Below are 25,377 nucleotides of genomic sequence, written 5' to 3' on the forward strand. Positions count from 1 at the left end.
GCTATGCGGTGCTTGCGACAATACTTTACGTACAGAGCCTAGGGCTGCCAAGAAGAAGTACAAGTACGTTGAAGTGGTATCGGTTAAATCGATGTAGAAAACGCAGCTGGGCCGATGAGTTGAAAGGTCGTGAGCCTAGAACGCTCTCTAACGAGCAAACCCCTCTAGGCTATGTACTCTATCTGCGTGAACTCGGTGGCGCTGTCAACGAACAGCCCGTCACTCGTGGGTAAGTCTGGCATACCAGCATAATCTTGTTTTTCGGCTCAAAGCCATGATCAATCATGCAGCGCTGCACTTCTGCAGTGCGCCCGATGCTGGCGACGTCCAGATTCGACCCGAGTGGGTTCGCATAGCCGCACGCATACATCACTGGCAGGGCTTCACTATCATTGGCTACCTTGAATTCGAAATGGAGTGATGCTCCCGCTTTACGCCATGAGACCTGCATACGTTCATCCCGACCAGAATTAGGCTTGATTGGGTGAAATGCTTCATCTTCTACAAACGGCAACGCTTCGAGCTGCGACAAACTGAGCGGATGGCCCTGCCTTTCTTCGACGCAGGCTGGCATATTCTCCATTATTTCACAGTATTCAAAACCGTCTTTACGTGTAAAACCGAGGCGCTGCATACACTGAAAGTGAATTATCTCTTCGTTTATTGGGAAATGGTTGTGTGGCCCTGCCACCGGGTCACCACATTCTGCCATTGCGACTCTGACACCATCTACAGAGGTCGAAGTACGTTGCCATCGGGTGAATTCCGGTGATGGGGGGCAGCCGGTGAGTAAAAGTACCGATGAGATCAGGACTGGGATGGTAATGATCTGAGATTTGCTGAACATATTTTGTCCTTAATTTATGTCAGGCCACCCGAATGGTGTCCAAATCTTGGGGGCTTCGCCCACTCTTAACTCTCTAAGGTGCGATACCTCTTCATACGGTACATTTCACTGTCCGAGTGAGAGAGCAGTGTATCGGCATCATTTCCGTCCTCGGGATAATATGCAACGCCGATACTGCACAATGGCATCTTGAGTGTGCCGAATTCAGGAGGCAGTGGCTCAGACATGACTTTGTGAATCTGATCTAGCTTTTTGGAAACCGCTTCCCTCGACTGTACTTCTGTCAGCAGCACCGTGAATTCATCGCCACCAATCCGAGCCACGGTGTCTGTCTCACGCACACAGCTTTTGAGACGTTGGGCAATAATGCACAGAACACGATCTCCCGCTGCGTGACCATGGACATCATTGATACTCTTGAAGTCATTTATATCCAAAAATAGCAAAGCTAGCTCATTACCGTGGCGCTGCGCAGTCTGCAGTGCCGATATCAGTCGATCACTAAAGAGCGAACGATTGGTTAATTTTGTCAGCGGATCATGATGAGCAAGGAAGCGCAATTCCTCCTCGGCTTGAGCTAAAGCTGTAACGTTTCTTGCGACGCCAATCCTAGCACCAACCTCCTCCGACCAGAATGCAGCCCACAGGATGTAAACGACTGCCCCATCCTTGCGGATGTAACGGTTCCGGAAATCGAAATGAGGTTGACCATTCATCACCCGGGTAATCGAACCTCGCGTCGCATCCAAATCTTCAGGATGCATATAGCTGGTGATATTGGTGCCAATCAGTTCATCAGGGCGGTAGCCCAACAGGGCCTTACAGGCATCACTCACAAAAACAATGTGGTCGCTTTCATCAACCACAAATACAGTATCCAGCATCAGGTGGATCAGTTTGGGGTAGAGCGCCTGTAAATCGATGGCCATAAGTCATGTGCTATCTGAGTCGTAGAACGCGATCATATCCCGATTTATGGGGTGGACTGCGAGGAATCTTTTAGGCTTGAGGTAGCTCAGAGCATGAGCACGGTGCGCACTGCAGGCATACGATTTAATTAGTCTGTAACGTGCTTTTTGCCGAGTAACACTGCTTAGTTACAAGGGAAATGCGACGTTACGGGCGGCCTGCGCAAATCCCTAAAGCAAGCGGAGCGCGCCGGCCCACGATGGGCCAAAGGCTTGAGGATGGACGCCCGCAGGGCCAAAACCTGGCGCAGCCGGGTTTGGTTCACGAAAGCCGTACCCCGAAGGGGGCAAGCCCCAAGTGAACTTATTAAATCGCCGTTGTGGGTAGTCTGGCTAGGTATGCCAAGGACACGTTTGCTGAGTGGTGCCCCATTTTCTCTCCCGTAAGGCGTATCAAGGAGTTGAACGGGCTGGCCTCACCTCCAATGGCGGGATGGTGTTTTTAAAACGCCAAACTCCTCGCCATTCTTGTGATGCTTTCCTGCACCCACAGCTCTGCCATGGGTTGCGTAGCAGGGATAAAAAGGCGCGATTCACTGACCGCCTTTTCGCGATGTATTGGCATTGAGTAACTGGTGGGCATAGTCGCTGGTGCTTCCTCTAACTTCGCCATATCAAGGTTTTTCAGCGTGATGCGATACCAGCCGCTCCCGAATGCCGCCACTTGGAAGCATGAAAGGAGCAGTTTTGAGAGATGTGTGGGAGATACGAAGTAGAGCCCACCCGAATGACCTTGCACAGGCACACTTGCATCTTTCTCGATGAGAAGCAGCCCGTCGTCGAAAATCCGCCAGGTTGTATCTCCCGACTTCAGGCCGGTAAACGATTTGTCATCCCAATCTGTATAGCCTTGCTTGAGAGTTGCGAGGCCCAAGCTATGAAGACTTTGAAAAATATCGTCACGGCGCCGAGACGCTTCATGCACCGCATGATTCTCGGTAGGCTGCGGTAAAAAAGCGAACTCAGCGCGGGGGGCGTATGAATGGCCTCCATAAACACGGGAGCTCGAAGCCCCATTTAAGCGTTCAAGAAAATCCTTCTCGGGAACAGAGCTTTTGGACTTTTCCATCCTAGTAAGGCCTTGGATGATCGCCATTAGCAACTCCTGCGCCCCGGAAAATGAGACGCGAAAGAAACCTAGCTTGTAGTCAGATACTTCGTTGACGAACACAGCCTGCTTTTCATCAAATTCAGTCTGCTGAATGAAAACCAATATCGGTTTGCGCCTGCTAACTGCTTGGCGGAATTCCTGCTGGGTAACCGACAGACCCGGCTCAGGCTCGTATCCGTAATTCGCCCCCAAGATGAGGACGAAGATGTCGCACTGATCAACCTCTGTCAGACACGCATGCTCAGAGGAATAGGTGCGGGCTCCAAAATGCTCGCTCATGATCGGCTTCATATCCAGAGCTTCTACGGCGGACTTGGCAGCCGCTCTGAGTTGCTCAAATCCTCTTACCACCGAGCTTATGAATACCTTCATCTGTTCCTCCTCAAGATGCTGGCGCCTGTCGATTTGACTGATGCCGAGTGGGATTGTGTCCAGCAACCATCACCTACAGCGTTGAGTGCTCAGCGCCGTTGACCAGATAGCATGATCGCACCGCGAGCAGCGTGCTTGTTGCCCTGCTTGAATAGATTGTGCAAAACCACAACTCACGCAGCAATAAAGTCCCGTGGCGGGCACTTTTATAAACTCCGCACGGTGCTCTAAAGGTAGGACTGACATGCCAGGTCGAACGTCTTCTTGATCGTAAAAATAAAGACTGATGTCGCCATCTGTTTCCATGAGCGCCAATTTAACTTGGCCCAAGTGCTCAACGCCCCGTTGTCGAAGCTCCATCAATATTTCACTTGATGAAATATTCAGCTTCTCCAAAGATTTAGTTTCATACACGCCATTGCGTATGACGGTTACAGGAAGACCATCTATCCATGCTTCAAATTTCTTGCTTTTTGTCATGAACCAAACGGTCATGCGATAAAGCAGCAACAGTGTGAGGAAAACGACTGCGACGGGCAACAGTGGTACGTCATGGTAGAAAGACACGTCTCCGGCAGCGGAGCCCAACGTCAAAATCACGACCAACTCAAAAAGTGAGAGCTGTCTTATCCCGCGTCGGCCACTTGATTTTAAAAATAAGAAAACGGCAAGAAACGCAAAAGTTGCCCGAAACCCTACCTCTAGCAAAAATGATATTGGAAACTCATCTATCAACATCCGTTGAATATCAAAGGGAGACATCATTACCTCTTTTTGTTGTTTTTTAGAAAATCATTGAATTGTGCGCGTGCTGCCGGTCTATGTCGTTACATCCTGTGAGCAGCTCCACAGCGGCGATAAACACAGGCTAGTCGTGGAATTTGAATCTTTAATACATCAACCTTAGCTTCGATTCACCAAAGAATGGTGAGCCAGTTTGCATAATCCGTTACTCACTGAAGGCTTACTCGCGCAGGCGCGAAATCAGCCCCGTTGATGCTTCTCGCTTCGCTGGCGCGGATTTCAAAATCCCAAAAGTTGGGTAAGGGCGCGACCTGCGAGCAGTTGCATTACTCCTTCATGTTCATGGCTTCATCACCTCTTGAACGGGATTACTGTTCAGTTGCGCGAGAGCAGCTTGATGGCTGCCGCTCCATAAACTACCGCGAGCGCTCCCTCTATCCAGCGACGAGCTTTGCGGTACCCGCGAATCATGGGGGCAGTCGAAAACACGATGGCGTAACCGCAAAAGATCGTAACGCTGAGCATCGCGCAACCTAACAGAATGACTGCGACTGTTATCGATGACGCATCTGGGCCTAGCCCGAGAGTCATCGTAGCAACCCAGCCGAGTAAAGCCGAGGCGCCGATGCGTGTACGATTGATGTACTGACCTTCGCCACGCAGGCGGAAAGCGATCCACAAAGCCACGCCCGAAGCAAGGATAGCAATCAGCACCGATAGCGCGAACAACGACGGAACGTATTCCACTACAGGATTCATCAGCAGCGCCGCCATTCCAACGTAGTGCATGGATGCAATTCCGATATCCATGAGCACCGCACCAAGCAGCAAACGCGGCAGGGACATTTCCGTCTGGCATGCTAGCCACAAAGCAAAGGCGGAGGAGGCGATGGCGATCAACAACGATAAGCCAGTCAGCGTCAGGTCGTAACCCACCTTGAAGGGCAGTTGGAAGGCCAACATGCCAATAAAATGCATCGACCAGATGCCCGTGCCCATGGCGGAAGATCCACCGGCAAGCCAAAGTGCCGATGCTTTGCCTTCGGTACGGGTGACTCGACCAGTCATGTCCAGCGCGGTATAAGACGCCAGGATCGCTACAGCGAAGGAAAACAGCGCATACACGCTGTTATAGCTGCTTACTAGCATTGAAACCCCGAAGGTTTAATCTGGCTCGTCTAGCGTATCGGCGGCACGAACAGCTTCTGAAGGGTACGCTTCATCCTATCGTCAGAAATATTACAAAAAAAAGCGTCATGCCAGCCTTGCGACTTCCACGGGCACGCTTACGGCCGAATGCGATGCTGGCAATTGTAGTGCCGTGCTGGGCACCCTATTGAATGACCTGGGCTTTGAAGGCCTTAGAATAGGAACCGCGTGTTGGCTGCATGAAATACCCGTTTAAAAGGCTAGATCTGGAGCCCACTTAAATTTGAGTGCGCTCCAGGTCTTGGCTTTGCGGAGCTGGGTAGATGACATGGCCGGACGGTTACGCTGCTGAGGCCACTGGTGCTAGACAGGTGTCCAACCGCTGGCCATGGCTGGGCACTGATGCTCGTCGTGATCCATACCTTTCCATTGTCTTGCTCATCCGTGTTGGTCTGTACGTAGGCTTCTATGGCTGGATCGGCCTGAACACATTAGACGACGCTTGAGTGTTTGAACTCACAAAAGAGCTCGTACACTTTCGAGTCTCTGAGCATCGACTCTCAAACGATGCAGGGAGTTGAGTGTTAAGTGATAGTTTTGATCTGAATGTTTTTTCAACAGCGTCGCCTCTTCGACTGGAATACTAACGGCAAGGCCTACAGTAGGCTGCCGATAATGCTAGAAGTCGCAATAGAAACTGTCTTAATCTCGCCTACAATTCATTATAGGTTCGTCACCGAGGTGCTCGTCTGTTTCTACTGCGTTTTGGCTTGGTTAAAAACGTAGGGGCTGCACCTCGAGGCTCACAATAATCTACGGTAATAGGCGCTCGAACTCAATTAGCGGCATTGGACGGCCAAAAAGAAAAAGTCGAGCTCAAGCTTCGTCGTGAGGGCGTTCAGGTCGATGTTATCGGTATGAATCGGGGAACCGCCACACTCATGGATCGATTCGGTCTTCACGACAAACCGGATGGCATCGATACGTTGATCAGCCAATAATCGAACTGGCCATACTCTTTACTACCAGCGCGTAGGCAAGCCTTGCAAATGAACGTGGTTTTGAAGAGCACAGGGGAGAATAGTGTTTGTCGGAGACAAATACTATTCGTTGGAATGAATTCGTCAAAGTGTGTCTATCGAACGCTTACTGTACAAGCGCAAAAAGCACTCGTTACGATTCACCATTGCCCCGGCGTGACCAAAAAACCTGACAAGCGGATCTGCTTTCGTACTTTGGGTACAAAACAATGGATGATGCTTGCTACGAATTTCCTCAAGGCTACAGCCCATCACTCCCAGGAAATGGGTATTGGCGCGGAGGATCGTGCTATCAGGCTGCAACTCAATCAAAGCCATGGAGCACCCTAATGCTGCGAGGGTGGCTTCGCTGCCAGCCAAGCGCGGCTGGCTGACTTTCAGTTCTTTTTTGATTTGCGAGTTGAAAATACTTATCTCAGTGGATATGAACTGCGTCGCACTTCCCTCAAGCTAACAAAAGCCAATATAAAAAATTTCAATTATCCAAGAGTCTGTCCTAAATAAAACACGAATCGCACATGTGTTACGGGTGTTAACTGCGTTGATGGTGAAGGGGGCGTAGCTGCCAACGGCTGACGGTGCGCGTAGCCTTTGCACATACTCCCGCTCCCGACGTGGGTGGCGATAGTGATAATTCATCGCCATGAGAGTCGTAAGTCCATAGTTTCTTCGGTTAGTTACGCTTACTTTCTGAGTTCTTGCGAACAGCTTTTTCATCAGGGTATATGTTTGAATGCGATGAACACCTAATGCAGGAAAAACTGCTGTTGATGACCTTAATCGACTTGCCTAGGTTTATCCTGAAGAGTAGCCCCCGAATCTGGGGAAATCTTCGGATCCTATCGCATGAATTTTTCGATTAGCCTGATGCCTCGAACCAACGTCGAATACGCCTAAAGCGCAAACACCTCAAACTCCGCCTGACACGCTTGGGGACGGTACGAAGCAAAAGCCCGCAAACTAAAATCAGAAAAAAGTAAATTAGTGAACCATCACGACGGTTCCGTCATCGCTGACCCTTATACGTCTCAGCGAATCTCTTAGCTCCTGAAGGGCAGTGAAAATAATGTTCGCTTCTACGTCCATGCCAGCTTCGTGAAGACTGGTAATTGCTGCTAGCAGTTCATCCATAGAGCGCTTTATTTCTTCTATGCGGGAGTCCTTGGGAGCACCGCAGTTTATTGAGTTTCGCATGAATAATTTTGCCCTCTTCATTCCAATTTGACAGATGATGGCGTTTTTTTGAATAGGTTATTTCATAAAATAGGCTGAAAAAAGCGGACTGACAATGCCTGTGTTGACGCTGATTGAAAACAGACCCACCAATCCTACTGCCACACGAGTAATCGACTCTTTTTATGCGTCCTTGCGGCGGTTTTTAAGACTTCACTCCGGCGTAATTAAAGAGCATGATAATGTAGTCGGCTGCTGATAAATCTGATGAATAGTACGTCCTATCAATTCGAACGTGCGACTTCGTTCGACGCCGCTTCCTGATTGCTGGCGACGGCTTGTGCTTGTTCGAACGGTTCGCAGGTTTTAATTACAGACCACTCCTTCGTCCTCCATCTTCGCCATTACTTTGTCACCCCCACCCTCTGCTATTGCTGGTTGTAATGGTTTGAAAAGCGTTGCGTAATGAGCTTGCAAGGTGTCTAGGGAATCCGGGGCGGTTCAGTCTTCAGGACAGGTGGGCGTGTGAAAATCTTGACAGTGAATGGCACGAGTCGAGCGAGCCATTGAGCGTCGGTAGCACTAAGCGAGCCTTTACTCCAGGCGTTACTATTGAGGACGCCATTTTAAGGTCAGCGCTTTAAATCTAGGTGAGTAGCCGAGAGTGTTGGGAGTCGCTCCTGAATGAGCAATCCAACTAAACAAAATGGCACATGCAGATGCCGAGTGGCGATTCAAACCATGTAGGTCTGCTAAATCAAAACCCCCATTTTCAGCCGCGTTCCACCATGCCAATAGAAAGTTCGCCACCTTGCGTGATTGCGACGTGTCCCGTTCTGCTAGCGCGAATAATTCTTCCAAGGCGCATTGAACAGCAGTGTCGGGCAAGGGCCCTGCTTTTACGTTTTTTGCGAACGGAAGCAGGGGTGTATGAGCGCCAAGCTCAGGCAAAGCACGTAGTCGCTTATCCGCCACATCTCCCCAAATCCTACCCAGTGCGACTGTATCCTCTGTGCTAATCACCTTCCGTGCACTCATTTCACGGAGATAATTCAGTCCAATATCTAATGCTTCGAACAATCTGTGCCGATTTGACGCATTTTGGATTGCGCTCAGGTGCGAAAGCGCTTGCGTAAAGTATGGCTCCGGCAAATCTTGCAGGCAGGGGGTGCCGGACATGAGAAGTTCCTTTTATGAAGGGTAAACGCCGACGTGAGCAATGTGTTACATCACTGAATCAGCTTGCTTATGAAAAAAACTAGCTCCGGCGTGAAACTGGATGCCCAGCTGGGGGCGTCTTCTATCCGGAGTGAGTCAACCACACCCAATGGTTGCCACATTAGCTTGATTTGGGCAGTTGCTCCTTCTAGGATTATCGCAGAACATTCCCCTTGATACATCGCTGAAAAGCCTGCATCGAAAGCCATGAAATCAGAAAAACGTCCGCGCTGAATGAATCTCGTAAGTGGAGATCAGGAACGAGGGGGCGCTGACGATAGTCGGTCGTGACCTATGTCTTGAAGGGCCCGTACTCAGTGTCTTTTTAGTTTAAAGAATTGTGCCTCAAGACGTGTGAATTTCTTACTACGTGCACTATCAGCGGAGGGGGAGATTTGGAGAATGTCGATTGGTTGCAGTGGCCAGCTATGGTCGTGACAGTAGCCTCTGCCTGGTTCATCGGTTCGCAACGAGTACACCGACGGATGATCGCTTTCTGGGGATTCATCCTCAGCAATGCGTTATGGGTAATTTGGGGGCTTCACGCCAATGCCTATGCGCTGATCCTGCTTGAGTGCGTTCTTTTGGGGATGAATGCCCGAGGCTTTAGGAAAAATCTAAATGCATCACGTTCATCTAACTGAGACCGGTCGCAAAAGAGGACTTCCAAACTGCGTAACCCGAAGCCTCTCCAGAGTTTTTAGCCTTAAGGATCATCTTTCCCGTAGGAACTGAATGATATCTCGAGCGAGTTCATTAGGCGCTTCCTCCGCCATGTGATGCCCACAGTCCAACCCATGACCACACTGCTTCGTTGTCCACGGTTTCCACACGTCTAAAACATCGCCGTACAGAAGTTCGAGATCATCGCGTAGCGACCATAAAATCATTGTTGGGCACTCCACCCTGCGGCTCTCGCGGCGGTCGACTTCATCGTGAGTACGGTCGATTCCCAAGCCTGCTCGATAATCTTCGACCATACCATGTACGGTCGCTGGGTCATGGATGGCTGCTTGATAGTCTCTGTAGGCGTCTGCACCCATCGCCTCGGCGGTGCCGCCGTACCATCGATCAGGATCGGTCAGGATTGCCTGCTCAGGCTTTTCAAGTTGCGCGAAGAAGAACCAATGCCACCATTTCGTCGCAAACTGGGCATTACATCGCTCTAAGGCTTCAAGGATCGGTACGCCACCCAATATGCCGAGATGTGTAACGCTTTCGGGATGATCCATTGCCATGCGAAAGGCAGTGTAACTACCTCGATCATGGCCAATCACGGCGAATCGCTCATGACCCAAATGGCGCATCAAAGCGATGCAGTCACGAGCCTTGGCGCGCTTTGATGAGCCCGAATGATCGGCGGTGTCCTCAGGCTTCGATGACTGCCCAAAGCCTCTAAGGTCTGGGCAGACAACATAATGATTTTTTGCCAAGAGTGGAGCAACGCGGTGCCAGGTCGCATGAGTCCTAGGATGCCCATGGAGTAATAAGACGGGAGAGCCGCTCCCACCATGCCTGACTCTGAGGGTTGCCTCGGGAAGTTTTACGGTATCGAGAGAAAAGTTATCAAACATTTCAATGTCCTTGGCGATGTCCACTACTCTTCGATTAACAATGACCCTGCCGGCTGATCATGTCTCTTTGGAGCTTGAGTTTTTCTTGAGCCCTCGAAGGTTCATCAGGAAAAGACAGACCTGTAATACGATCAATGCATACGCGCCCGCGTAGAATCCCCAAATCACCCACAACGCGTTGCTCACACTGAAGCATACGAACCCGATCATCCTCCGTCTTGGCCGCTGCGATCCGATTAACCATGCGGCGAGAACGGTAACAACCATCGCTGGCCATTGAATCCAATCCAAATAAGCCAAATTATCCTCCCGGCACAGTTCAGCGACGTGAACCGCTATGTCGATGCGATCCTAGTCATTCGGGCTTCTTATGCTTGGAATAGGTTTTCGATTTGCCGAGAATGTAGCAAGGATGAAGCAGCCCATTGGGATGGGTTGTGACGACCACAGATATCAATGACCAGCCTTCGTGAACCTCAAGGTTTCCTTCGTTGGCTGATGGTGCTTCCATGACTTGAACTGTCTCGGATATGTGCATTTCGTCTATCTCAAATCCTAGGGGTTAACCGTTAGGCCCCGAGCATGAATAAGGGTTCCTTATCCATGGATTTGGTTGGATCGTAAGCGGTAGTGCTGGGTCTAAAATGAGATCATGGCTAGAGGGTGAACCTGTGAGCAAAATCATCAGCGCACATGACTTAAAGATTGACCTTCAAGGTGCGAACGAAGCCGGGTTGTTCAAATGGATGATCGCCAGTTTCCTGATGGGCAAAAGAATCCAGGGGCCGATTGCCGCCAAGGCGTATCAGGTTATCGTCGAGCAACACCAGCGGGATACGCCGCATAAGCTGGCGAGCTGTACTCACCGCCAGTTAGTCGTGATGCTTGGTCAGGCTCACTACGGCCGTTATGACGAGACCACCGCGTCGCGGTTATTGGCATTAGCTAACAAGGTGAATGCTGAATACGACGGCAAGGTCATCAATATTGTCGCGGCGAGCGCTGATCGTCACGCGTTCGAAAATCGCCTATCTGAATTTGAAGGGATAGGGCCGAAAACCATTGAAATTTTTATGAGGGAAACAGCCGCAGTGCTGTTCGCATCCTCCTAGTAACTCCTCACCTACACTGCCTCCCAGTTGCGTGCAGCAAGGAGAAATCATGACAACGCATCGGCTATCCACGAAGGGCTTGCAGTTGAACGTTTCGATCTGCGGTCAGGGCTCGCCGCTGCTTTTGCTCAATGGTTTGGGTGGCTTGATTCGTACCTTCGATCCGCTGCGCGGTGAACTTGACGACTTCATGACCATCACGCTGGACGTGCCAGGAGTCGGCAAGTCGCAAATGCCCCGTTGGCCCATTCGCCTGCCGCGCCATGCCGACGTGATTGCCGAGATGCTCCAGCAGTTGAGAATCGACCAGGTCGATGTGTTCGGGGTGAGTTGGGGAGGTGCATTGGCTCAAGAATTCGCCCTTCGTTACCCGAACATGGTACGCAGGCTAATTCTCGCGGCGACCTCTCCCGGCCCAGTGTTATTGATGAAGCCTGCTGACGTTATGGATTTTTTTCGCAAGAGTAAAAACGCCAAAATGCGCAAGCAAGATAGCTCCCGCAATTCAATTCACACGCTGCTGCGCTTCGGTGTGATGAAAGGCATGCTCTCTGTTAATCCGCGAACCTACTATTTCCAGATTGCAGCCTTGATCGGATGGACAAGCCTGCTTCGGTTGTCCCGTCTGCCTCAACGCACGCTGGTTCTTACCGGCGACCGCGATCCGTTAATACAGGCGTACAACGCCCATATCCTGCGCCGCACAATTCGACGGTCAGAACTTCGAATTCTGAAGGGCGAGGGGCACTTCTTTGTGGTGACCAGCGCTAGACGAACTGCCGTCTTGATCCGCGAGTTTCTTAGCCGGCAATATGACGATGAAGAGATGGCACCGAGGATCGCAGACCAAAATGCCAAGGCTAGCCTGGAGCGCACCTAAGTCAGTTAATCCGCTCGTTGACGTCGTTGTGGGCGGGGGCCGCACACGCAGACGTAGGCAGCATTAGTTTCTTCGCCAATCCTTTCAAACTCTGCAGATCGATAATGGTCGACCTTCTAGCTGTTGTTGATTAATCATGTCGAGGTGATCCATGGATAACTATCACATCACAAAAAAAGAAAACGCTTGGGAGCTTGTCAAAGAGGGCGCGCAACGTGCTTCTAAAACAGCCTCTACGAAAGCGGAAATCACTGAGATAGCCAGCGAATTTCTGCAGGGTAAAACAGCCTCTCTGAAAATTCACAAAGAGGATGGGACGATTCAAGAGGAACGTTCCTTCCTCGCGCCGCCGACCCTAGAAAAACAAAAGGCTGAGTCGAAGCACGGTACGAGTGCTTTCTTGCTATCGCCTCTTCGAGCCATAGGCTCGGCTGAGTAGAGCCCGAATGAAGTACAAACGGTAATCGGCTTCCTAGGAGACATAAAAAGAAGGAGCTTACGGTTATCGTACGAACCGCTTGAGTGCATGACGACTCTCTATCACCTGCTCTCGTATCTCATCAGGGTCGATCGACATACCGCCGTCGGGCGTAACGCGAAGAGACTGCAGATCATTGAGGGCGGCTACGAACGCCAGATCTCTGGCTTGCTCGCGTCCTGATCTGTTGTCTCGGTAAACGAGTCGTACTAATCGACCGAACCACTTCATGTTGCACTCCTGATTTCGTGTTCCATAGCAGTATTTTCAGCGATGTGTATGAGATGTTAAATGAGTGAGCGAGATGCGGCCAAGTACTGGATGACTTGCTCCAGTCCCGCTTGGCATGCGATGAGATCACGCGGTCGACCACTCAGACCGCGATTCTGGCTGCTTAGCCAGATCTTTGCATTTCGCTCGGTTCCTACGAGTGCGAGCAATGACTGATACAGCTCAACCAAGAGGATGGCCCGGCTCCAAGCTTCAGTACCCGGTTGAAGCGGTTCATTTCCGTGGCGCAGACGCAGCACAGTAGAGACCTGCTCGCCCAAGACGGCTGCCAAATTACTGTCATCAAGGCCCAACCCTTCTCCGGCTAGGATAAATGCTTTGCTAAGTACAGCGTTTGCAGTGCTCGATGTGCCTGATTTCATGCCCCACCATAAGGCCTGTAACGTAATTTTGTGCTTTGTAACACTGCTAACGTTACAGTGCACAAAGTTACGTTACATACCCAGAAGGCGAGGGGGCAGGCAAGCGGAGCGCGCAGGCGTGCGGATGGAAGCCCGCATGGGCCAAGACCGGCGCCTCGCGCCAGGGCTTGGTTCACGACAGCCATCCCCAAAGGGGCATGCTCCAAAAATGAATCGTCCGAAAGGTATTCAAATGACTACTGCAACCGTGTCTTCAAAAGGCCAAATCACTATCCCTGCGCAGATACGTGCATCCCTCGGATTGCGACTTGGCGATAGAGTCGAATTCATTGAATTTGAGCCGGGCCAATTCGCCATTCGAGCGGTCACGCACTCTGTTAAGAGCCTCAAGGGCATGACCCGTAAACCAGAAACAGCCGTGAGCATTGAAGATATGAATGCGGCAATTGCTGTTCACGGAGCCGGCATTCGAAAATAGACAGCCATGTAGAAGAGTGCATTGAGCTTCAATCCCTCAAAAACCGTCACTGCGAGCGACCGACAAAAAGTGCTCACAGGATTTGAGCGCGGCCTTGTAAGAGTCCTCATTTGTCCGATCGTCTACCGATGGATAATCACTGGGTTTTGTAGCCCTGAGCCGGGTGAGCTCAACATGGAGTTCTTCTGCTTGGCGCTCACCACGAGAGATGAGTGCTTCGCATACCGTCACGAACGAATGTTCATTTCCATGTTCGTGATACCAATCGGCTAACTCCTGATAAATCTGACGGTGGCGGACATCCAAACCTCCCCAACAGTCGTCTCTGCGAAGGCGAAACCTTCCAGGTTCATATAACCCCAGCACCAGCTCTCCTAGTCGGTATGCGGTGCCGTACTTTTCACTCAGCAAAATATCGCGATACTTCACATATGGTGACTGTTCCATAGACGGAGTCTCGTCTGAGGTGATTAGGAAATGCTACGGTGATTTGATTATAGTTTCTCTATAAAAGAGGGCAAGCACCTTGACGAAGTGGATTTGGCAGCAGCAGGTGGCGTAGTGTCCCTAATACGGGACATTAAGACTGGTTTTTGCAGTTAAAGTCCCTTTTTTGGGACATTACGAGAGGCATTAAAGATTGAAGGATCCGAAGAGGAACCTTTTTTGGTTGCGAGTGCTGAGGCGTCTTGATCGCTCCTATCTTCGATAGAATTACAGGGAGTTTAGGCAGTGATACTCGCGATAATCGAACGCCATGAAGAAAATTTGTTCCAGACGTTAAAGTTTTGGCCTTAAGCAACCGTTGTTATTAGAAACAACCTAGCGTGGTGAAAATTGTGGCCAAAACTGAAATGCAACCGGGTTTCTTTTTCGCGGAGCGTGAATTTACCAGTTGGCACGAGCGTGCTCATGACAGGTTATATCCATGTCAGGTATTCAGGCAGGAGAAAGGTTATGTCAGTTTAAGGTTTGGCAATTTGTCGTACAGCTTTGCCCACGCCATTGCTGAAGATATCGCGCGTTGTATTTTCGATGCCGAGCTCGTCACCGTGGGAAATCTGAAAGGATATATACCAAAGCCAGCCACACGGGAAAGCGCATTCGATCAATGGTATAAAAGAAATACGGATGGGGTTTGGAGTTATTTTGGTGAAGGGGGATTCAGCGTTCATCGATCAGACGGTGAACTCAGTTTTATAGAGTTCTTAACGGATGACGAAGAAACAGCTATAAATTTAGGTATTTACACAGCAGCTGTTGGTGGAGTGATGCTTGTGTTGGAAACCGAAAGCTATTTGTTCAGCAGGCTTGATGCAGTTTGGCTGTCCAACGCGCTGATCGAGGCCATAGGAGAAGAGCCGCTCGACTTCCAAGAAGCGTAGGCCATGCGATGATGACCAATCGGCTGGTCAACACGCGTGAAAACGGCGGCTCGAGCTCGCGACCCAGCAGGTTGGTCAAGGCGTTGGAAGAATTGGTCAGATCTGACGAAGCATTTTTCAAGCTGACAGTGCTCGTCGTGAGATAAAAGTCCCACTGGATCAAACGAGTCGTTTGCATTGAAGTCATACCTCCTCCCATCCGGGGAGAGACAGCTGTCGCAATAATCGAGGTCACCGCAATCTATAAAAAGCGTGACCATCCAGCCCTCAACATCGACGGTCATAAGACCGCAGTAAATTCCTTTCCAGTGTTTATTGGTGACTCTTTGCATTGGGCGTGACGCCATATTGAAATCGCGCAGTACCTGGTAGACCTCTTGAGCTGTGAGCATCTATTCAGCCTCGTGGTTTAAGGTCGTCTAACGAAGTGCTTTAGCGCATGACGACTTGCGATCACACGGTCGCGGATCTCTTCTGGATCAATCGACATACCACCATCAGGGGTTACACGCAGAGTTTTCAGACCGTTAAGCGTGTCGATGAATTCTCGTTCTCTGGCTTGCTCGCGGCCTGATCTGTTGTCTCGACAAACGAGACGTGCCAAATGACCGAACCACTTCATGCCGCACTCCTGATTTCGTTTTCCATGGCAGTATTTTCAGCGATGTGCCGGAGAGGTTAAATGAGTGAGCGAGTAGCAGCCAAATACTGAACCACTTGCTCCAGTCCCGCTTGGCATGCGATGAGATCACGCGGTCGACCACTCAGACTGCTATTCTGGCTGCTTAGCCAGATCTTTGCATTTCGCTCGGTTCCTACGAGTGCGAGCAATGACTGATACAACTCAACTAGAAGCAAGGCCCGGGCCCAAGCCTCAGTACAAGGTTGAAGCAGTTCATGTCCGTGACGTAGATGCAGGACAGTGGATACCTGCTCGTCCAAAACAGCTGATAGTTCAGAGTCATCAAGCCCCAAGCCTTCACCAGCCCGAATAAATGCTTTGCCAAGTACTGCGTTTGCGGTGCTCGATTCGCCTGATTTCATGCCCCACCTTATGATCTGTGATGACCGAGTTTATCTATCCATCTTCATCGAACAGTATGGCCGCTTCTGACCGGTGAACGGCTCCAGCAGCCATGCAATCAATGGTCTGTAACGTGATTTTGTGCTTTGTAACACTGCTTACGTTACAGCGTACAAAGCTACGTTACAGACCCCAGAAGGCGAGGTGGGCAGGCAAGCGGAGCGCGCAGGCGTGCGGATGGAAGCCCGTAGGGCCAAGACCGGCGCATCGCGCCAGGGCTTGGTTCACGACAGCCGTCCCCGACCAGGGGCACGCCCAAACCATGGCCTTTCACCAGANTAGGGCCAAGACCGGCGCATCGCGCCAGGGCTTGGTTCACGACAGCCGTCCCCGACCAGGGGCACGCCCAAACCATGGCCTTTCACCAGACTGCATAATGAGTAACCATATGGCCCCAAGCCGAGAGCGCCGACCCATTGCTGCGAAGGATATCCATTGCCTCTCCGGCAGGAATTTTCGTCGGACAGCCCCCAGTCAGATATGTCTTATCTTTGCCCTGGCAGTACAAGTGCATGATCGTTAAAACCATGATCTGTTGAAGCGGCGTCATTGCGCGATAGCTTTTGCGCATTGCTTTCAGTTCTTCGGGGATGGGCTCTTCTCCGCCAGCCCAATCGAAGCAGCGAGGCCGTAAGTTGTAATGCCTGCCTGGGCTTCCATAGGCGCGTGCGACATGTTCAAAACAAGCCTCAAGCGAGTAAGCCTCTACGATGTCCCACACGGCTTGCCCAAAAATATTTCCGCGCACTGATGCACTGGGAAACGTAGGCATTGAAGCTCCGCAAACCATCGCCAGCGCCGTGTGCTCAATACCATCCATGCAAGGCACTTTGTCTACCATGTCGACCAGCGCCCAGTCAGGGAAACGGCCAGCAGCAAACCCGGCGTTAACTGCTGCGTAGGCCGCCAAGGCTACTGGTTCTCGCGAGTGATGGATGTAGGCGTGGCTGGCAGTGTGAACATTCGTGAATGCCCATACACCTTTAGAGGGCTGATGGACGCCAATCGCAGACAGATGGGCTTTGGCTTGGGTAGCGTAGCTGTTGTTCATGCCTAGACCCCTTTCCCCTGTGTGGTGTACCACTGCCGATGGCTCTGTTCAGTGCATAAACTTTCGAGAAGGGGCACGTTTTACAGTTGTTGAAGAAGCCGCTCCAACGCTGCTCTTCCTCGGTGCCCAGCAAAAAAAATTGGGTCAATACCTTCACTGCCGACACTCTCGAATGACCAACGCCGGCCATCAGGGCTGATGCACTCATCGCAGTAATCGAGCTCGCCGCAATCGTTAAAGAACACGAGTTGCCAACCCTCGACTTCGATGTGGAAAAGCCCTGCGAAAAATTCATCCCAAGACTGTACGCATGTTCTCTTCACGGTGCGGCGCTCCAATATGATGTCTCTTAGCATTTGGCTGACATCATCCGCTATGAGCGAAGGCATTGAGGTTGCGTGGGAGTCTAGTGTCATCGAGATGCACCTAGTGCTTAGCTGCAAGGAGCATCCGTTGAATGTTTATGGAGAAATAGGCCATGCGTCATATCGATTTTCGACGAACCACTGGGCCGCATGGCGCGGCATGCAGGTTATGAAAAAGTGAGGGCAGGCAGGTCTTAGGCCGCACGTTTAGGCACTGTCGCTTCGATATGGTCTGCAATTTCATTGATGAATGCAGAGAGGCGTTCTTCCAGTGCGATCCCTTCTTTGATGGAGGTATACAAGAGACGTAACAGGGTATGCATGGCCGACTCAGTATCATTACTGCGTTCAACGGCAGTTTTACCATCGGTGACTTTTGCCATCGCAAAGACCCTATCGTAATAGGGGCGGAGGGAGTCTCCGTCCGCGTGGCCGGTTTTTTCAGCGACGCGATCACATATCTTGCGCCTCACGGCCTCACCCCAGATATCAGTTAGACGATGCTTGCTGTCTGCGTCTTCGCCAAGCTCATCGCGGAGTTCTAGAAGAATGTGAAGCGTGATAAAACGGTGGCGAAACAAGCTCATGCTGATCTTTTCTGAGTAAAGGCCAGCGCTCTTTACAAGCCTTGAAAAATCCTTCTGCAATGAGCGAGTTTTCATTGGCTTACCTTGTTCTGTGAGAATCATTGAAAGTGGAGCTTCGTCTAGGCGACCTAAGCTAATCAAATGATCCACATATTCCTGACGGCAATCCAAATAGGCATTTACCTCAGTAATATCGTAGTCTGTGAGTTGAAAATTCCTGGTTGGCCATTGGCGCTTTCTTTTCTTTGCTACAGGCAGCACCAGGTTGTATTTTTCAGCGTATTCTTCCCGATCCGGTACTTCATAGTTAGCTAGCTCACTAGGACGCCCGCCGGTTCTTTCGAGAAACCAAATAGAGAAAGTCCTCCGGGCGTACATGTAACGCATCGTTAAGTTTGTATCAGTTTCTCGACCGAATCGATTGAACTTATTTGCGAAGTATGGGCTTGCTTTCTTGAATACCTCGTCTTTCAGTGTAGCAATGGCATCCTCTGGCATTACTCGTTTCGTTTTTACGGGCTGAGATATTTCTGGAGAATGAATATGTTTGAAGTAATAGCGCCCGGTGTGTTTGTTAAATTTTTCAATGATCGTTATTTGAGGGTTGTCCGATTCCTTTCCGACTATCAATGACCCGGTTAGCGAATAATTTCGCTGTAGCCAGACTAAAAACTGTATTGACCTATCGACAAGCGTCGCGCAGTGGTTTTTGGTAATGTTTCTAATTTTGCTGCGATCTCTGCCTTTACGTAATTTAAGCGTATTTATGAATTTCGTGAAGGTTTGGTCTGTCAAATCTTCAAAGTTTATATTTGACTCGTGGCAAAATTGAATTAGTGGGGTGAGCTGAGACGCGTAAGTTTCAAGTGTTTCTAAGCCGGTAGCCAAATAGCCTCGTTCTTGCAAAAAAAAATTTACAAGTGAACATGGCTTGCCGTTAGGCCAGTAAGTGAGTACAAGGCATTCTAAGCTCCTAATCGATTGATAGTGCATTCCACGCTTTATGGCTTTTGACTCTGTGAACATCTGCTGTGGTGGTAGCAGGACATCCTTGTATGATAAATATAACTTATTCATAGTTAGTCTTTCACCAGATCCAGACGGGAGTTTTTCAACACAGATGGGGAGCTAACGTGTTTGAACTTTTCGCGAGAAATATCAATCTGTCTTTGCAGTCGGGCCTTTGCAATAGGGCTCAAATCATCTTGAGATTCAAGAATGGATTTAATTGAATTGAACAAGTTGATAAAGGCTAGAGAGCACAGATGAGCATGCAGGTTTGCTTGTTTTATTTTTTCATCAGAGGAAATTTCTACACTGGCCTCTGAGCCGCGCTTTTTTGAGTTGCATTTAGAATGGGCATGATCACGGGCTTCGGAGAGTAGATTAAGAATATACTCCCATTGAGTGGTATAAGCCGGCGCGTAAATTCCTGGAATAAGGCTTTGTTTAGCTACCGCTTTAAACGTGTTCAAGGATATTTTCGCAAATTTACCAGGTATCTCAAGATTGCAAAAACTACGAGCAGATGCCAGTGCTGCCAGATAGTCAGGTGCCAAATTGGTATTCGACTTGGCTGCGCGCAGCAGCCAGGTATGCCGGGCACACACATTAACGAGGGACGTATTTTGCATCGACTTGCTCACCAAATTTAATGGCTATCTCAGTGTCTAAAATCGTGCCATCTAGCATCTCGCGGACAATAGTGTACCCAGCCGTCTCTACCTTTTTCTCGTAAACCAACCTGCGTACAAAATCGTGAAATTTGGCAGTAGGTAGACCTTTCACAGACTTAACTTTGAAGCCTAGAAGGACATCATTGTACAAGCCTGCCAGACCCGCTATCGATGTTGTCGGAATAGTGTGAAGTTCATAGCTAATTAACTTATCTACAACGGACTCTGTCTGTAGTTCAATGACCTCATCATCTACACCAATAGTCGACGTGTAGCTATTAAGTTCTTTTGCTGAAGCATGGCCGGCATGCCAGCTGATCCCATCGGCCACGTAATTTGGCTCATGGTAATACATCGTGTAGATAAAGAACTTCCTCATTTCATGAGTTCGAATATACCACCTAGTGCCGTCTTTCTCTCGTGGAACATCAATTATGTCTGAAAAACGAATAAGCGCATGATCGATTCTTGTTGCTGTTCCCAGAGTGCCTACCTTCGAAAAGTCTCGTAGGCTGGGAAAGTAAAAAAGTCGGTCATTATTACTGGAAATATCTTGGTAGATACAAGACAGTCCGTTTCCCAAACGTTGTAGTAACTGTACGGCAATTGTTGTTACGTATGGTATTGGGCGGCAAATGTTTGGGTTGAGCGCCGCAGTACCCGCCTTTTTGTTTTCATGCACGATGAAAGCTCCGGAATCGTACATTTCATCGGTATAAAGTGATTCAGTCAGGCCCACTGGATTAGTGGATAGTAGATCTTTGTAGGGCTCAATGTTAGAGTTTCGCGTGAGAAGGCCGGAGCGTTTTATAGATGATAATTCTTCTTGTCTGATAGGTTTGAACATCGCAATAAGTACTGCGCAGGCACCTATAAATGCTGAAAGAACGTAGCTAAAACTGCGATTGGTACCCCCGGTTCGGCTTGCGGTCAGAGTGTTTATGTCAAGCGCTGCAAACAGCGGGGCTGAGGGGTGGCCTGGGTAGGCGTTAGTAACATAAGGCTTCGACCAGTCGCGTATATTTTTTGCTAAATAATCGATATGAATACCGCTCGAAATAGTCTCAGCAATATGCAACGTCATATCAACAATGGCTTTGCCATACAGGACTATCCATTCAATGGCAGACGTGAGGACATGCATCCCGACGCCATACGGTATTTTTGGGGTATGCGCTGTAATCATAAGGCGATCAGAATAAATAGATTTATATTCTTTCACTTCATCTTTATTTATGGTGATGTTTGGAAAGCTTTTAGGATCAATGTAGTTTGCTTGCATGAAACTATGTAGTTTATCTACATGCCCGTAGAAAGTTTTCGCATAAGCGGTCTTGGTGTGGACGGACTCTATGCTAACAGTGCGTGAGTCGATATAATTTCTGATGCCTCGACTTGTTCGTGCCAATAAACGATCATGATGAACTGTTGGTTCAAATTGCCGAAGAAACAGTCTTATTTTTTTATCGTTTTTGTGAACTGGCGAAAGTATTGCTGTCGAGAGCCAAGCTCTCGATACGATTTCAGATTTCACGTATTTTTCATGCTTGGTTAGCCATTTGATGGCGTCGTCTATGAATTTATCTGGAAGGTTAAATGGGTTGTCATGGTATGTGCTGGGAGCAGCATATCCATACACACTTTGATGAATTGCGTCTAGGGATCGATTGATGATGCAGAGCGCTGATGCCCAAGATCCATCCGCAAGCATGTCCAGCAGTGTATCGATATCGTCGTTGGTAACCTTGCCGAATGCATACTTTTCTGGTTCAAAAATGTGTTTGTTTAAGTACACCCACTGTGTAAATTTGAATAGCCATTTTATCAACCTGATACTTGTCTCTTGGTTCGCCTTGTGCAAGTGGCCGCACCGCGCTGCATAGAAAATTCGCTGAATCAGCGTAAGACATTTGTTGTTCTGAGGATCGGTTAAGGTAGTGCCGTCTGGAAGACTAATGCAGAAGTCGATAATTTCTGGGGGCGCGTCTGCCCTTTCGCGTATTGTCCATCTTGGGCTGCCTAATTGACCATCAATTAGCCATGCTGCTTTAATAGAGTTTAGATTTGATTTGCTCGACTTACGGCTTCGCGCCTGTTTTTTTAAAGCTGCGATTAAACCATCTGTATCATCGTATTTGGGAGCGTTACGTGTTCGCATGCTGAGCCACCGAACGCTTTAGTCTTGTGCTGATAATCGTTTGGCTTTTGGCTATCAACTGCGCTTTTTGATGAATAATTTTTAACTCAATTCTTGAGCCTTGGTGTAGGGACGCGGCGATCATTGCCTCCAAGTCTGAGGATAAATTGGCCTCAGCCACGCCTGCAATTAACCCTTTCAGCTGTATCAATGAATTAAGTGAAACATTCAATACTGGGTCGATCTTCTCTAGTTCTTTAGGGTCGGTGTGTTCAGTTGAATGGTTGACCAAGGTGTAGAGTGCAGCTAGTGATTTTTCACTTATTTCGAACGCCAGATGTGCGTCACTTAGTTCCAGAATGGTTGAGTTGCTTTCACAGTGTTGGAAGTGACGCCTGAAGTGCTGCGAGAAAGCATCAGATCTCCGTGTTTTTTTCAGCTGTTTGCTCACGAAAACTTTCAAGTCATCTTCCGTGAGAAAGTCACTTGTTTCCAGCGCCCATGGTTTATCAATCGTAGCGAGTAAAACCAGCTTCGCTTGAAAGGCTCTAATCATCCATATGTATCGCCGCTCCTGTACCCAGTTTGGGATGTAGCAGGACTTTACAGTCTGGATTTGATTGCCCAAGCGCTGAGAAACTGCATACAGACTACCTGTTTGAAAGTAAGTAATAAGTCCTTGGGTTACACGTAGAGCCCCTAAGCTAAAAGTCTCTTTGTCGAAATGCAGCCCATCGAAGTGATGTGCGATTTCTTTGTACAAGGTGTGACCATTCGAGTGCATGATATTATCGATGTTTCCGGGGCAAATTATTCCCAGCTTTGTTACTGTGAGGAAAAGGTAATTAGCCTTTGCGTCATTTTTGCGTTTCAACTTGGCTCTGATCGGGTCGGTGCATTGAAGTGCGTACTTAAATACCTCGGCGCTTCGAGGGGTGAGTATCTCGACTTGAAATTGATCAGCTCTCGGTTTTTCAATGGAGAACTGAATTGATTGTTCATCGATTTGTACTTCAATTAGGGGGGTGCCTTCGGAGGTTTTCAGCTTGGCGCCTTGAAGGCCCGTAGATGGGAATTTTGGTTGGTCAATCATCAGAACTGAAGCCATCGCAGCACAATCCCGAGCTGAAAGGTGGCCTAGGAGTCGGCTAAAGTTTTCTGTGGAGTTGGCAGTGTGTATGCCAAGATGGCCAATGGCTTGACGAATTAGTTTGGAAAATTCGTCTTTGGTTGCCTTGCGAGTTAAGTCTTTGAAGAAATCAATTTTTGATAATGCAACATAGCTAATAGAATTGAGTTGCTCAGTTTCTTTGAGGAAGTAGTTTGCTACAGCTAAGACCCATGGCAAGCAATTTTTGCTTTTCGGATCGGCTACGTGAACTCCATCAGCATAGTAGTCCCCGCTTGTGATGCGTCTCTTTAATTCGGCGGGGTCAATTTTTTCAATGAGGTTTCGTCCTAAATCGTGGGCGCTTTTCATCTTTTCCAAATACTCGAAGCATCCGTCAATGGTTGCTTGAATTGCGGAACAGAGGCTTTGTGAGATACGGCACAGAAACTCATCTTCATCTAGGCAAAGGTCTCTGCTGACAAGCGCTTCTTTACTCCAACCTCCACTTGTTTCGGAAACCTGTTTTGATAGTTTTCCAATAGGTGTCCGTGGTTTTCTCGGCATGTTATTGCCATCGGATAAATGCCTGGATGGTATGTACACATCTTTGGGAATAAGCCCGCGAGTTTGCAGCTTATTATAATATCGCTCGAGATTTGACCATCTGGATATCCTGGTTTCTGCAGATCTTTTGCCGTTTGGGCCTAAGTCATCCAAAGTAAATTCAAAATGTCCTATAAGGAATTCGTCCCATTCGAGGGCGCATTTGGGCAGGGGCGTGCTCTCTGCGATTGCGTAACGCTGAATGTTTTTCAGTATCTCGACCTGCTCAATGACGCTGTCTGGTGACTCAGACTTGAGGTTGTCCACTGCTGCTTGAGCATAAGAATTGAATTCCGCCCATGTAATTATCGGTGCCATTGGGCATCGGAACTCACGTTCTCCTTTACCATTTTTCTCCGACGGCGCGAAAAACGAACATGTATGGCTGTTCGAGTCGTAATGAAAGGTTACGGGCACGTGCAGCCCTCCGTTCCAGAACTCAACGCGAAGGCTTCGAAAATTAATCGGCTTTTAGGATTTGGGTAGGTCTGGAAGGGGGCAAGTGTTCGCACAGGATTCTCCTTGATGCCAAGGATCCTGTATCTATTTTGACAAAAAGTCAAATCACCTTTATCAGTATGCCACTAGCGTACCGTTATAGCAAGAAAATTGGTTGTGGCGCTTCGCCCTCGAATTATCTGTTTAGAGCGTATTTTTCCTTGTGCCTAAATGGCTATTCAAAGCAGAGGGAAGCCGCCCCTTTGACACTGGTGTCCGTGTCTACAAAATTATTATGCTCGACATCAACGGCATCCTCGGCCTGGCTGCGTTGATGGGCGGGATCAAGCACGGCGAGCAGTCCTATAACGACGATTCGGCGCGCAGCTACAGCGTGATGATCCTGACCGCCATGGGCGTGTCGATGGTGGTTCCGGAGTTTATTCCCGAGGCCAACTGGAAGATTTATTCGGGCTTCACCATTGGCGCGATGGTGGTGCTGTATGCGTTATTCCTGCGCATGCAGGTCGGGCCGCACAGTTACTTTTTCAGCTACAGCTACCCGGAAAAACGCCGTCGCAAGGAGCCGGCTGAAACAGAACCCGCGCCTGTAAGCCTGGCCGTTTCCATCGGTACGCTGGTGTTTGGGGTGGTAGTGATTGGCGCGCTGGCCGAGGTGATGTCCAAGACCCTGGACCTGGGCCTTGAAGGAACCGGAGCACCGCCAGTGATCACGGCAATCCTGGTGGCGGCGATTTCCGCCGCGCCGGAGATCCTGACCGCACTGCGGGCGGCACTGGCCAATCGCATGCAGTCGGTGGTCAACATCGCCATGGGCGCGTCGTTGTCGACGGTAATCCTCACCGTACCGGTGATGGAGGCTATGGCACTCTACACCGGCCAGCCATTCCAGATGGCGATGACCCCGGTGCAGACGGTGATGATCTTCCTCACGCTGATCGTCAGCGCGATCAACCTCAATGATGGCGAGACCAATGCCATCGAAGGGATGACGCACTTTGTGCTGTTCGCGACATTCATCATGTTGTCGCTGCTGGGCCTTTGAGACTCACAGCAATCAATTGTGGGAGTGGGCCTGCTCGCGCCAGCAATGTTTCAGACCATTTTGATGTCGGCTGAAAA

Annotated in this window: 23 protein-coding genes and 4 pseudogenes; 9 read left to right on the top strand and 18 right to left on the bottom strand. The window is 49.5% G+C overall.

Annotated elements, in window-relative coordinates:
* Nucleotides 1-178: 178 nt before the first annotated feature.
* The 5 genes from HYI44_RS28230 to HYI44_RS28250 form a co-directional block, all read right to left on the bottom strand.
* The gene (locus HYI44_RS28230) at nt 179-847 is read right to left on the bottom strand and encodes a hypothetical protein (RefSeq protein ID WP_225571101.1); all 669 of its coding nucleotides are present in this window, start codon (nt 845-847) and stop codon (nt 179-181) included.
* Nucleotides 848-912: 65 nt separating this feature from the next.
* Complete coding sequence (locus HYI44_RS28235) at nt 913-1,776, bottom strand: sensor domain-containing diguanylate cyclase (protein WP_225571102.1); 864 nt, start codon at nt 1,774-1,776, stop codon at nt 913-915.
* A 481-nt stretch (nt 1,777-2,257) separates the two neighbouring features.
* Nucleotides 2,258-3,298 carry a DUF4062 domain-containing protein gene (locus tag HYI44_RS28240; RefSeq protein WP_225571103.1) on the bottom strand — a complete coding sequence of 347 codons (1,041 nt, stop codon included), beginning with the start codon at nt 3,296-3,298 and terminating at the stop codon, nt 2,258-2,260.
* 69 nt (nt 3,299-3,367) lie between these two features.
* On the bottom strand, nt 3,368-4,060 hold the full coding sequence (locus HYI44_RS28245; RefSeq protein ID WP_225571104.1) for a DUF421 domain-containing protein: 693 nt from the start codon (nt 4,058-4,060) through the stop codon (nt 3,368-3,370).
* 357 nt (nt 4,061-4,417) lie between these two features.
* Complete coding sequence (locus HYI44_RS28250) at nt 4,418-5,191, bottom strand: MHYT domain-containing protein (protein ID WP_225571105.1); 774 nt, start codon at nt 5,189-5,191, stop codon at nt 4,418-4,420.
* Between the two features lie 344 nt (nt 5,192-5,535).
* On the opposite strand from HYI44_RS28250, the pseudogene HYI44_RS28255 reads away from it, so the two are divergent.
* Both HYI44_RS28255 and HYI44_RS28260 read left to right on the top strand, forming a co-directional pair.
* Nucleotides 5,536-5,697: pseudogene (locus tag HYI44_RS28255) on the top strand (nickel/cobalt efflux protein RcnA); the annotation flags it as partial.
* Nucleotides 5,698-6,024: 327 nt separating this feature from the next.
* Nucleotides 6,025-6,192 (top strand): annotated as a pseudogene (locus tag HYI44_RS28260) (sodium-independent anion transporter); the annotation flags it as partial.
* 1,821 nt (nt 6,193-8,013) lie between these two features.
* Here HYI44_RS28260 and HYI44_RS28265 read toward each other — a convergent pair.
* Nucleotides 8,014-8,583: a hypothetical protein gene (locus tag HYI44_RS28265; protein ID WP_225571106.1), complete on the bottom strand. Its 570-nt coding sequence runs from the start codon at nt 8,581-8,583 to the stop codon at nt 8,014-8,016.
* Between the two features lie 467 nt (nt 8,584-9,050).
* Here HYI44_RS28265 and HYI44_RS28270 point away from each other — a divergent pair, with 467 nt between their 5' ends.
* The gene (locus HYI44_RS28270; RefSeq protein WP_412548521.1) at nt 9,051-9,266 is read left to right on the top strand and encodes a hypothetical protein; all 216 of its coding nucleotides are present in this window, start codon (nt 9,051-9,053) and stop codon (nt 9,264-9,266) included.
* 69 nt (nt 9,267-9,335) lie between these two features.
* Here the strand turns inward: HYI44_RS28270 and HYI44_RS28275 are convergent, their stop codons facing one another.
* Nucleotides 9,336-10,220 carry an alpha/beta fold hydrolase gene (locus tag HYI44_RS28275; protein ID WP_225571108.1) on the bottom strand — a complete coding sequence of 295 codons (885 nt, stop codon included), beginning with the start codon at nt 10,218-10,220 and terminating at the stop codon, nt 9,336-9,338.
* 33 nt (nt 10,221-10,253) lie between these two features.
* On the bottom strand, nt 10,254-10,463 hold the full coding sequence (locus HYI44_RS28280; protein WP_412548522.1) for a hypothetical protein: 210 nt from the start codon (nt 10,461-10,463) through the stop codon (nt 10,254-10,256).
* 404 nt (nt 10,464-10,867) lie between these two features.
* Here HYI44_RS28280 and HYI44_RS28285 point away from each other — a divergent pair, with 404 nt between their 5' ends.
* From HYI44_RS28285 to HYI44_RS28295, 3 genes and pseudogenes are all read left to right on the top strand, one after another.
* Entirely contained in the window at nt 10,868-11,308 is a 441-nt protein-coding gene (locus HYI44_RS28285) for a DNA methylase (protein WP_225571110.1), read from the top strand.
* A 49-nt stretch (nt 11,309-11,357) separates the two neighbouring features.
* Complete coding sequence (locus HYI44_RS28290; protein ID WP_225571111.1) at nt 11,358-12,188, top strand: alpha/beta fold hydrolase; 831 nt, start codon at nt 11,358-11,360, stop codon at nt 12,186-12,188.
* A gap of 151 nt (nt 12,189-12,339) precedes the next feature.
* A pseudogene (locus HYI44_RS28295) lies at nt 12,340-12,563 on the top strand (DUF2188 domain-containing protein).
* 390 nt (nt 12,564-12,953) lie between these two features.
* On the opposite strand, the gene HYI44_RS29740 reads toward HYI44_RS28295, so the two are convergent.
* Complete coding sequence (locus tag HYI44_RS29740; RefSeq protein ID WP_225571112.1) at nt 12,954-13,319, bottom strand: MbcA/ParS/Xre antitoxin family protein; 366 nt, start codon at nt 13,317-13,319, stop codon at nt 12,954-12,956.
* A gap of 232 nt (nt 13,320-13,551) precedes the next feature.
* On the opposite strand from HYI44_RS29740, the gene HYI44_RS28305 reads away from it, so the two are divergent.
* Entirely contained in the window at nt 13,552-13,797 is a 246-nt protein-coding gene (locus HYI44_RS28305) for an AbrB/MazE/SpoVT family DNA-binding domain-containing protein (protein ID WP_225571113.1), read from the top strand.
* Nucleotides 13,798-13,833: 36 nt separating this feature from the next.
* Here the strand turns inward: HYI44_RS28305 and HYI44_RS28310 are convergent, their stop codons facing one another.
* A complete protein-coding gene (locus tag HYI44_RS28310) occupies nt 13,834-14,244 on the bottom strand; it encodes a hypothetical protein (RefSeq protein ID WP_225571114.1) in 411 nt (136 codons plus the stop codon).
* Between the two features lie 392 nt (nt 14,245-14,636).
* Here HYI44_RS28310 and HYI44_RS28315 point away from each other — a divergent pair, with 392 nt between their 5' ends.
* The gene (locus tag HYI44_RS28315; RefSeq protein WP_225571115.1) at nt 14,637-15,182 is read left to right on the top strand and encodes a hypothetical protein; all 546 of its coding nucleotides are present in this window, start codon (nt 14,637-14,639) and stop codon (nt 15,180-15,182) included.
* 409 nt (nt 15,183-15,591) lie between these two features.
* Here the strand turns inward: HYI44_RS28315 and HYI44_RS28320 are convergent, their stop codons facing one another.
* The 8 genes from HYI44_RS28320 to HYI44_RS28355 all read right to left on the bottom strand — a co-directional run bounded on the left by HYI44_RS28320 (nt 15,592) and on the right by HYI44_RS28355 (nt 24,213).
* Nucleotides 15,592-15,804, bottom strand: coding sequence for a hypothetical protein (locus tag HYI44_RS28320; protein WP_225571116.1), 213 nt, complete (start codon nt 15,802-15,804; stop codon nt 15,592-15,594).
* Between the two features lie 56 nt (nt 15,805-15,860).
* A complete protein-coding gene (locus HYI44_RS29745) occupies nt 15,861-16,226 on the bottom strand; it encodes an MbcA/ParS/Xre antitoxin family protein (protein WP_225571117.1) in 366 nt (121 codons plus the stop codon).
* A 401-nt stretch (nt 16,227-16,627) separates the two neighbouring features.
* A complete protein-coding gene (locus HYI44_RS28330; protein WP_225571118.1) occupies nt 16,628-17,317 on the bottom strand; it encodes a hypothetical protein in 690 nt (229 codons plus the stop codon).
* An 80-nt stretch (nt 17,318-17,397) separates the two neighbouring features.
* The gene (locus HYI44_RS28335) at nt 17,398-17,733 is read right to left on the bottom strand and encodes a hypothetical protein (RefSeq protein WP_225571119.1); all 336 of its coding nucleotides are present in this window, start codon (nt 17,731-17,733) and stop codon (nt 17,398-17,400) included.
* A gap of 143 nt (nt 17,734-17,876) precedes the next feature.
* Nucleotides 17,877-19,346, bottom strand: coding sequence for a hypothetical protein (locus HYI44_RS28340; protein WP_225571120.1), 1,470 nt, complete (start codon nt 19,344-19,346; stop codon nt 17,877-17,879).
* A gap of 2 nt (nt 19,347-19,348) precedes the next feature.
* Nucleotides 19,349-19,903 carry a hypothetical protein gene (locus HYI44_RS28345; protein WP_225571121.1) on the bottom strand — a complete coding sequence of 185 codons (555 nt, stop codon included), beginning with the start codon at nt 19,901-19,903 and terminating at the stop codon, nt 19,349-19,351.
* On the bottom strand, nt 19,881-22,103 hold the full coding sequence (locus HYI44_RS28350) for a hypothetical protein (RefSeq protein WP_225571122.1): 2,223 nt from the start codon (nt 22,101-22,103) through the stop codon (nt 19,881-19,883). The genes HYI44_RS28345 and HYI44_RS28350 overlap by 23 nt, the downstream gene beginning before the upstream one ends.
* The gene (locus HYI44_RS28355; RefSeq protein ID WP_225571123.1) at nt 22,090-24,213 is read right to left on the bottom strand and encodes a hypothetical protein; all 2,124 of its coding nucleotides are present in this window, start codon (nt 24,211-24,213) and stop codon (nt 22,090-22,092) included. The genes HYI44_RS28350 and HYI44_RS28355 overlap by 14 nt, the downstream gene beginning before the upstream one ends.
* A gap of 286 nt (nt 24,214-24,499) precedes the next feature.
* On the opposite strand from HYI44_RS28355, the pseudogene HYI44_RS28360 reads away from it, so the two are divergent.
* A pseudogene (locus HYI44_RS28360) lies at nt 24,500-25,300 on the top strand (calcium:proton antiporter); the annotation flags it as partial.
* Nucleotides 25,301-25,377: the final 77 nt, after the last annotated feature.

This window comes from Pseudomonas sp. Y24-6 (genome assembly GCF_020295325.1).
GTDB classification, from domain to species: Bacteria; Pseudomonadota; Gammaproteobacteria; order Pseudomonadales; family Pseudomonadaceae; genus Aquipseudomonas; species Aquipseudomonas gregormendelii.

What these genes read in the sequence shown, in the direction of transcription:
- HYI44_RS29745 (WP_225571117.1), bottom strand. Translation starts at nt 16,226, where the DNA reads ATGAAATCAGGCGAATCGAGCACCGCAAACGCAGTACTTGGCAAAGCA.
- HYI44_RS28305 (WP_225571113.1), top strand. Translation starts at nt 13,552, where the DNA reads ATGACTACTGCAACCGTGTCTTCAAAAGGCCAAATCACTATCCCTGCG.
- HYI44_RS28345 (WP_225571121.1), bottom strand. Translation starts at nt 19,903, where the DNA reads ATGCAAAATACGTCCCTCGTTAATGTGTGTGCCCGGCATACCTGGCTG.
- HYI44_RS28335 (WP_225571119.1), bottom strand. Translation starts at nt 17,733, where the DNA reads ATGACACTAGACTCCCACGCAACCTCAATGCCTTCGCTCATAGCGGAT.
- HYI44_RS28265 (WP_225571106.1), bottom strand. Translation starts at nt 8,583, where the DNA reads ATGTCCGGCACCCCCTGCCTGCAAGATTTGCCGGAGCCATACTTTACG.
- HYI44_RS28280 (WP_412548522.1), bottom strand. Translation starts at nt 10,463, where the DNA reads ATGGTTGTTACCGTTCTCGCCGCATGGTTAATCGGATCGCAGCGGCCA.
- HYI44_RS28240 (WP_225571103.1), bottom strand. Translation starts at nt 3,298, where the DNA reads ATGAAGGTATTCATAAGCTCGGTGGTAAGAGGATTTGAGCAACTCAGA.
- HYI44_RS28245 (WP_225571104.1), bottom strand. Translation starts at nt 4,060, where the DNA reads ATGTCTCCCTTTGATATTCAACGGATGTTGATAGATGAGTTTCCAATA.
- HYI44_RS28290 (WP_225571111.1), top strand. Translation starts at nt 11,358, where the DNA reads ATGACAACGCATCGGCTATCCACGAAGGGCTTGCAGTTGAACGTTTCG.
- HYI44_RS28230 (WP_225571101.1), bottom strand. Translation starts at nt 847, where the DNA reads ATGTTCAGCAAATCTCAGATCATTACCATCCCAGTCCTGATCTCATCG.
- HYI44_RS28320 (WP_225571116.1), bottom strand. Translation starts at nt 15,804, where the DNA reads ATGAAGTGGTTCGGTCATTTGGCACGTCTCGTTTGTCGAGACAACAGA.
- HYI44_RS28250 (WP_225571105.1), bottom strand. Translation starts at nt 5,191, where the DNA reads ATGCTAGTAAGCAGCTATAACAGCGTGTATGCGCTGTTTTCCTTCGCT.
- HYI44_RS29740 (WP_225571112.1), bottom strand. Translation starts at nt 13,319, where the DNA reads ATGAAATCAGGCACATCGAGCACTGCAAACGCTGTACTTAGCAAAGCA.
- HYI44_RS28330 (WP_225571118.1), bottom strand. Translation starts at nt 17,317, where the DNA reads ATGAACAACAGCTACGCTACCCAAGCCAAAGCCCATCTGTCTGCGATT.
- HYI44_RS28350 (WP_225571122.1), bottom strand. Translation starts at nt 22,103, where the DNA reads ATGCGAACACGTAACGCTCCCAAATACGATGATACAGATGGTTTAATC.
- HYI44_RS28310 (WP_225571114.1), bottom strand. Translation starts at nt 14,244, where the DNA reads ATGGAACAGTCACCATATGTGAAGTATCGCGATATTTTGCTGAGTGAA.
- HYI44_RS28235 (WP_225571102.1), bottom strand. Translation starts at nt 1,776, where the DNA reads ATGGCCATCGATTTACAGGCGCTCTACCCCAAACTGATCCACCTGATG.
- HYI44_RS28270 (WP_412548521.1), top strand. Translation starts at nt 9,051, where the DNA reads ATGGTCGTGACAGTAGCCTCTGCCTGGTTCATCGGTTCGCAACGAGTA.
- HYI44_RS28340 (WP_225571120.1), bottom strand. Translation starts at nt 19,346, where the DNA reads ATGAATAAGTTATATTTATCATACAAGGATGTCCTGCTACCACCACAG.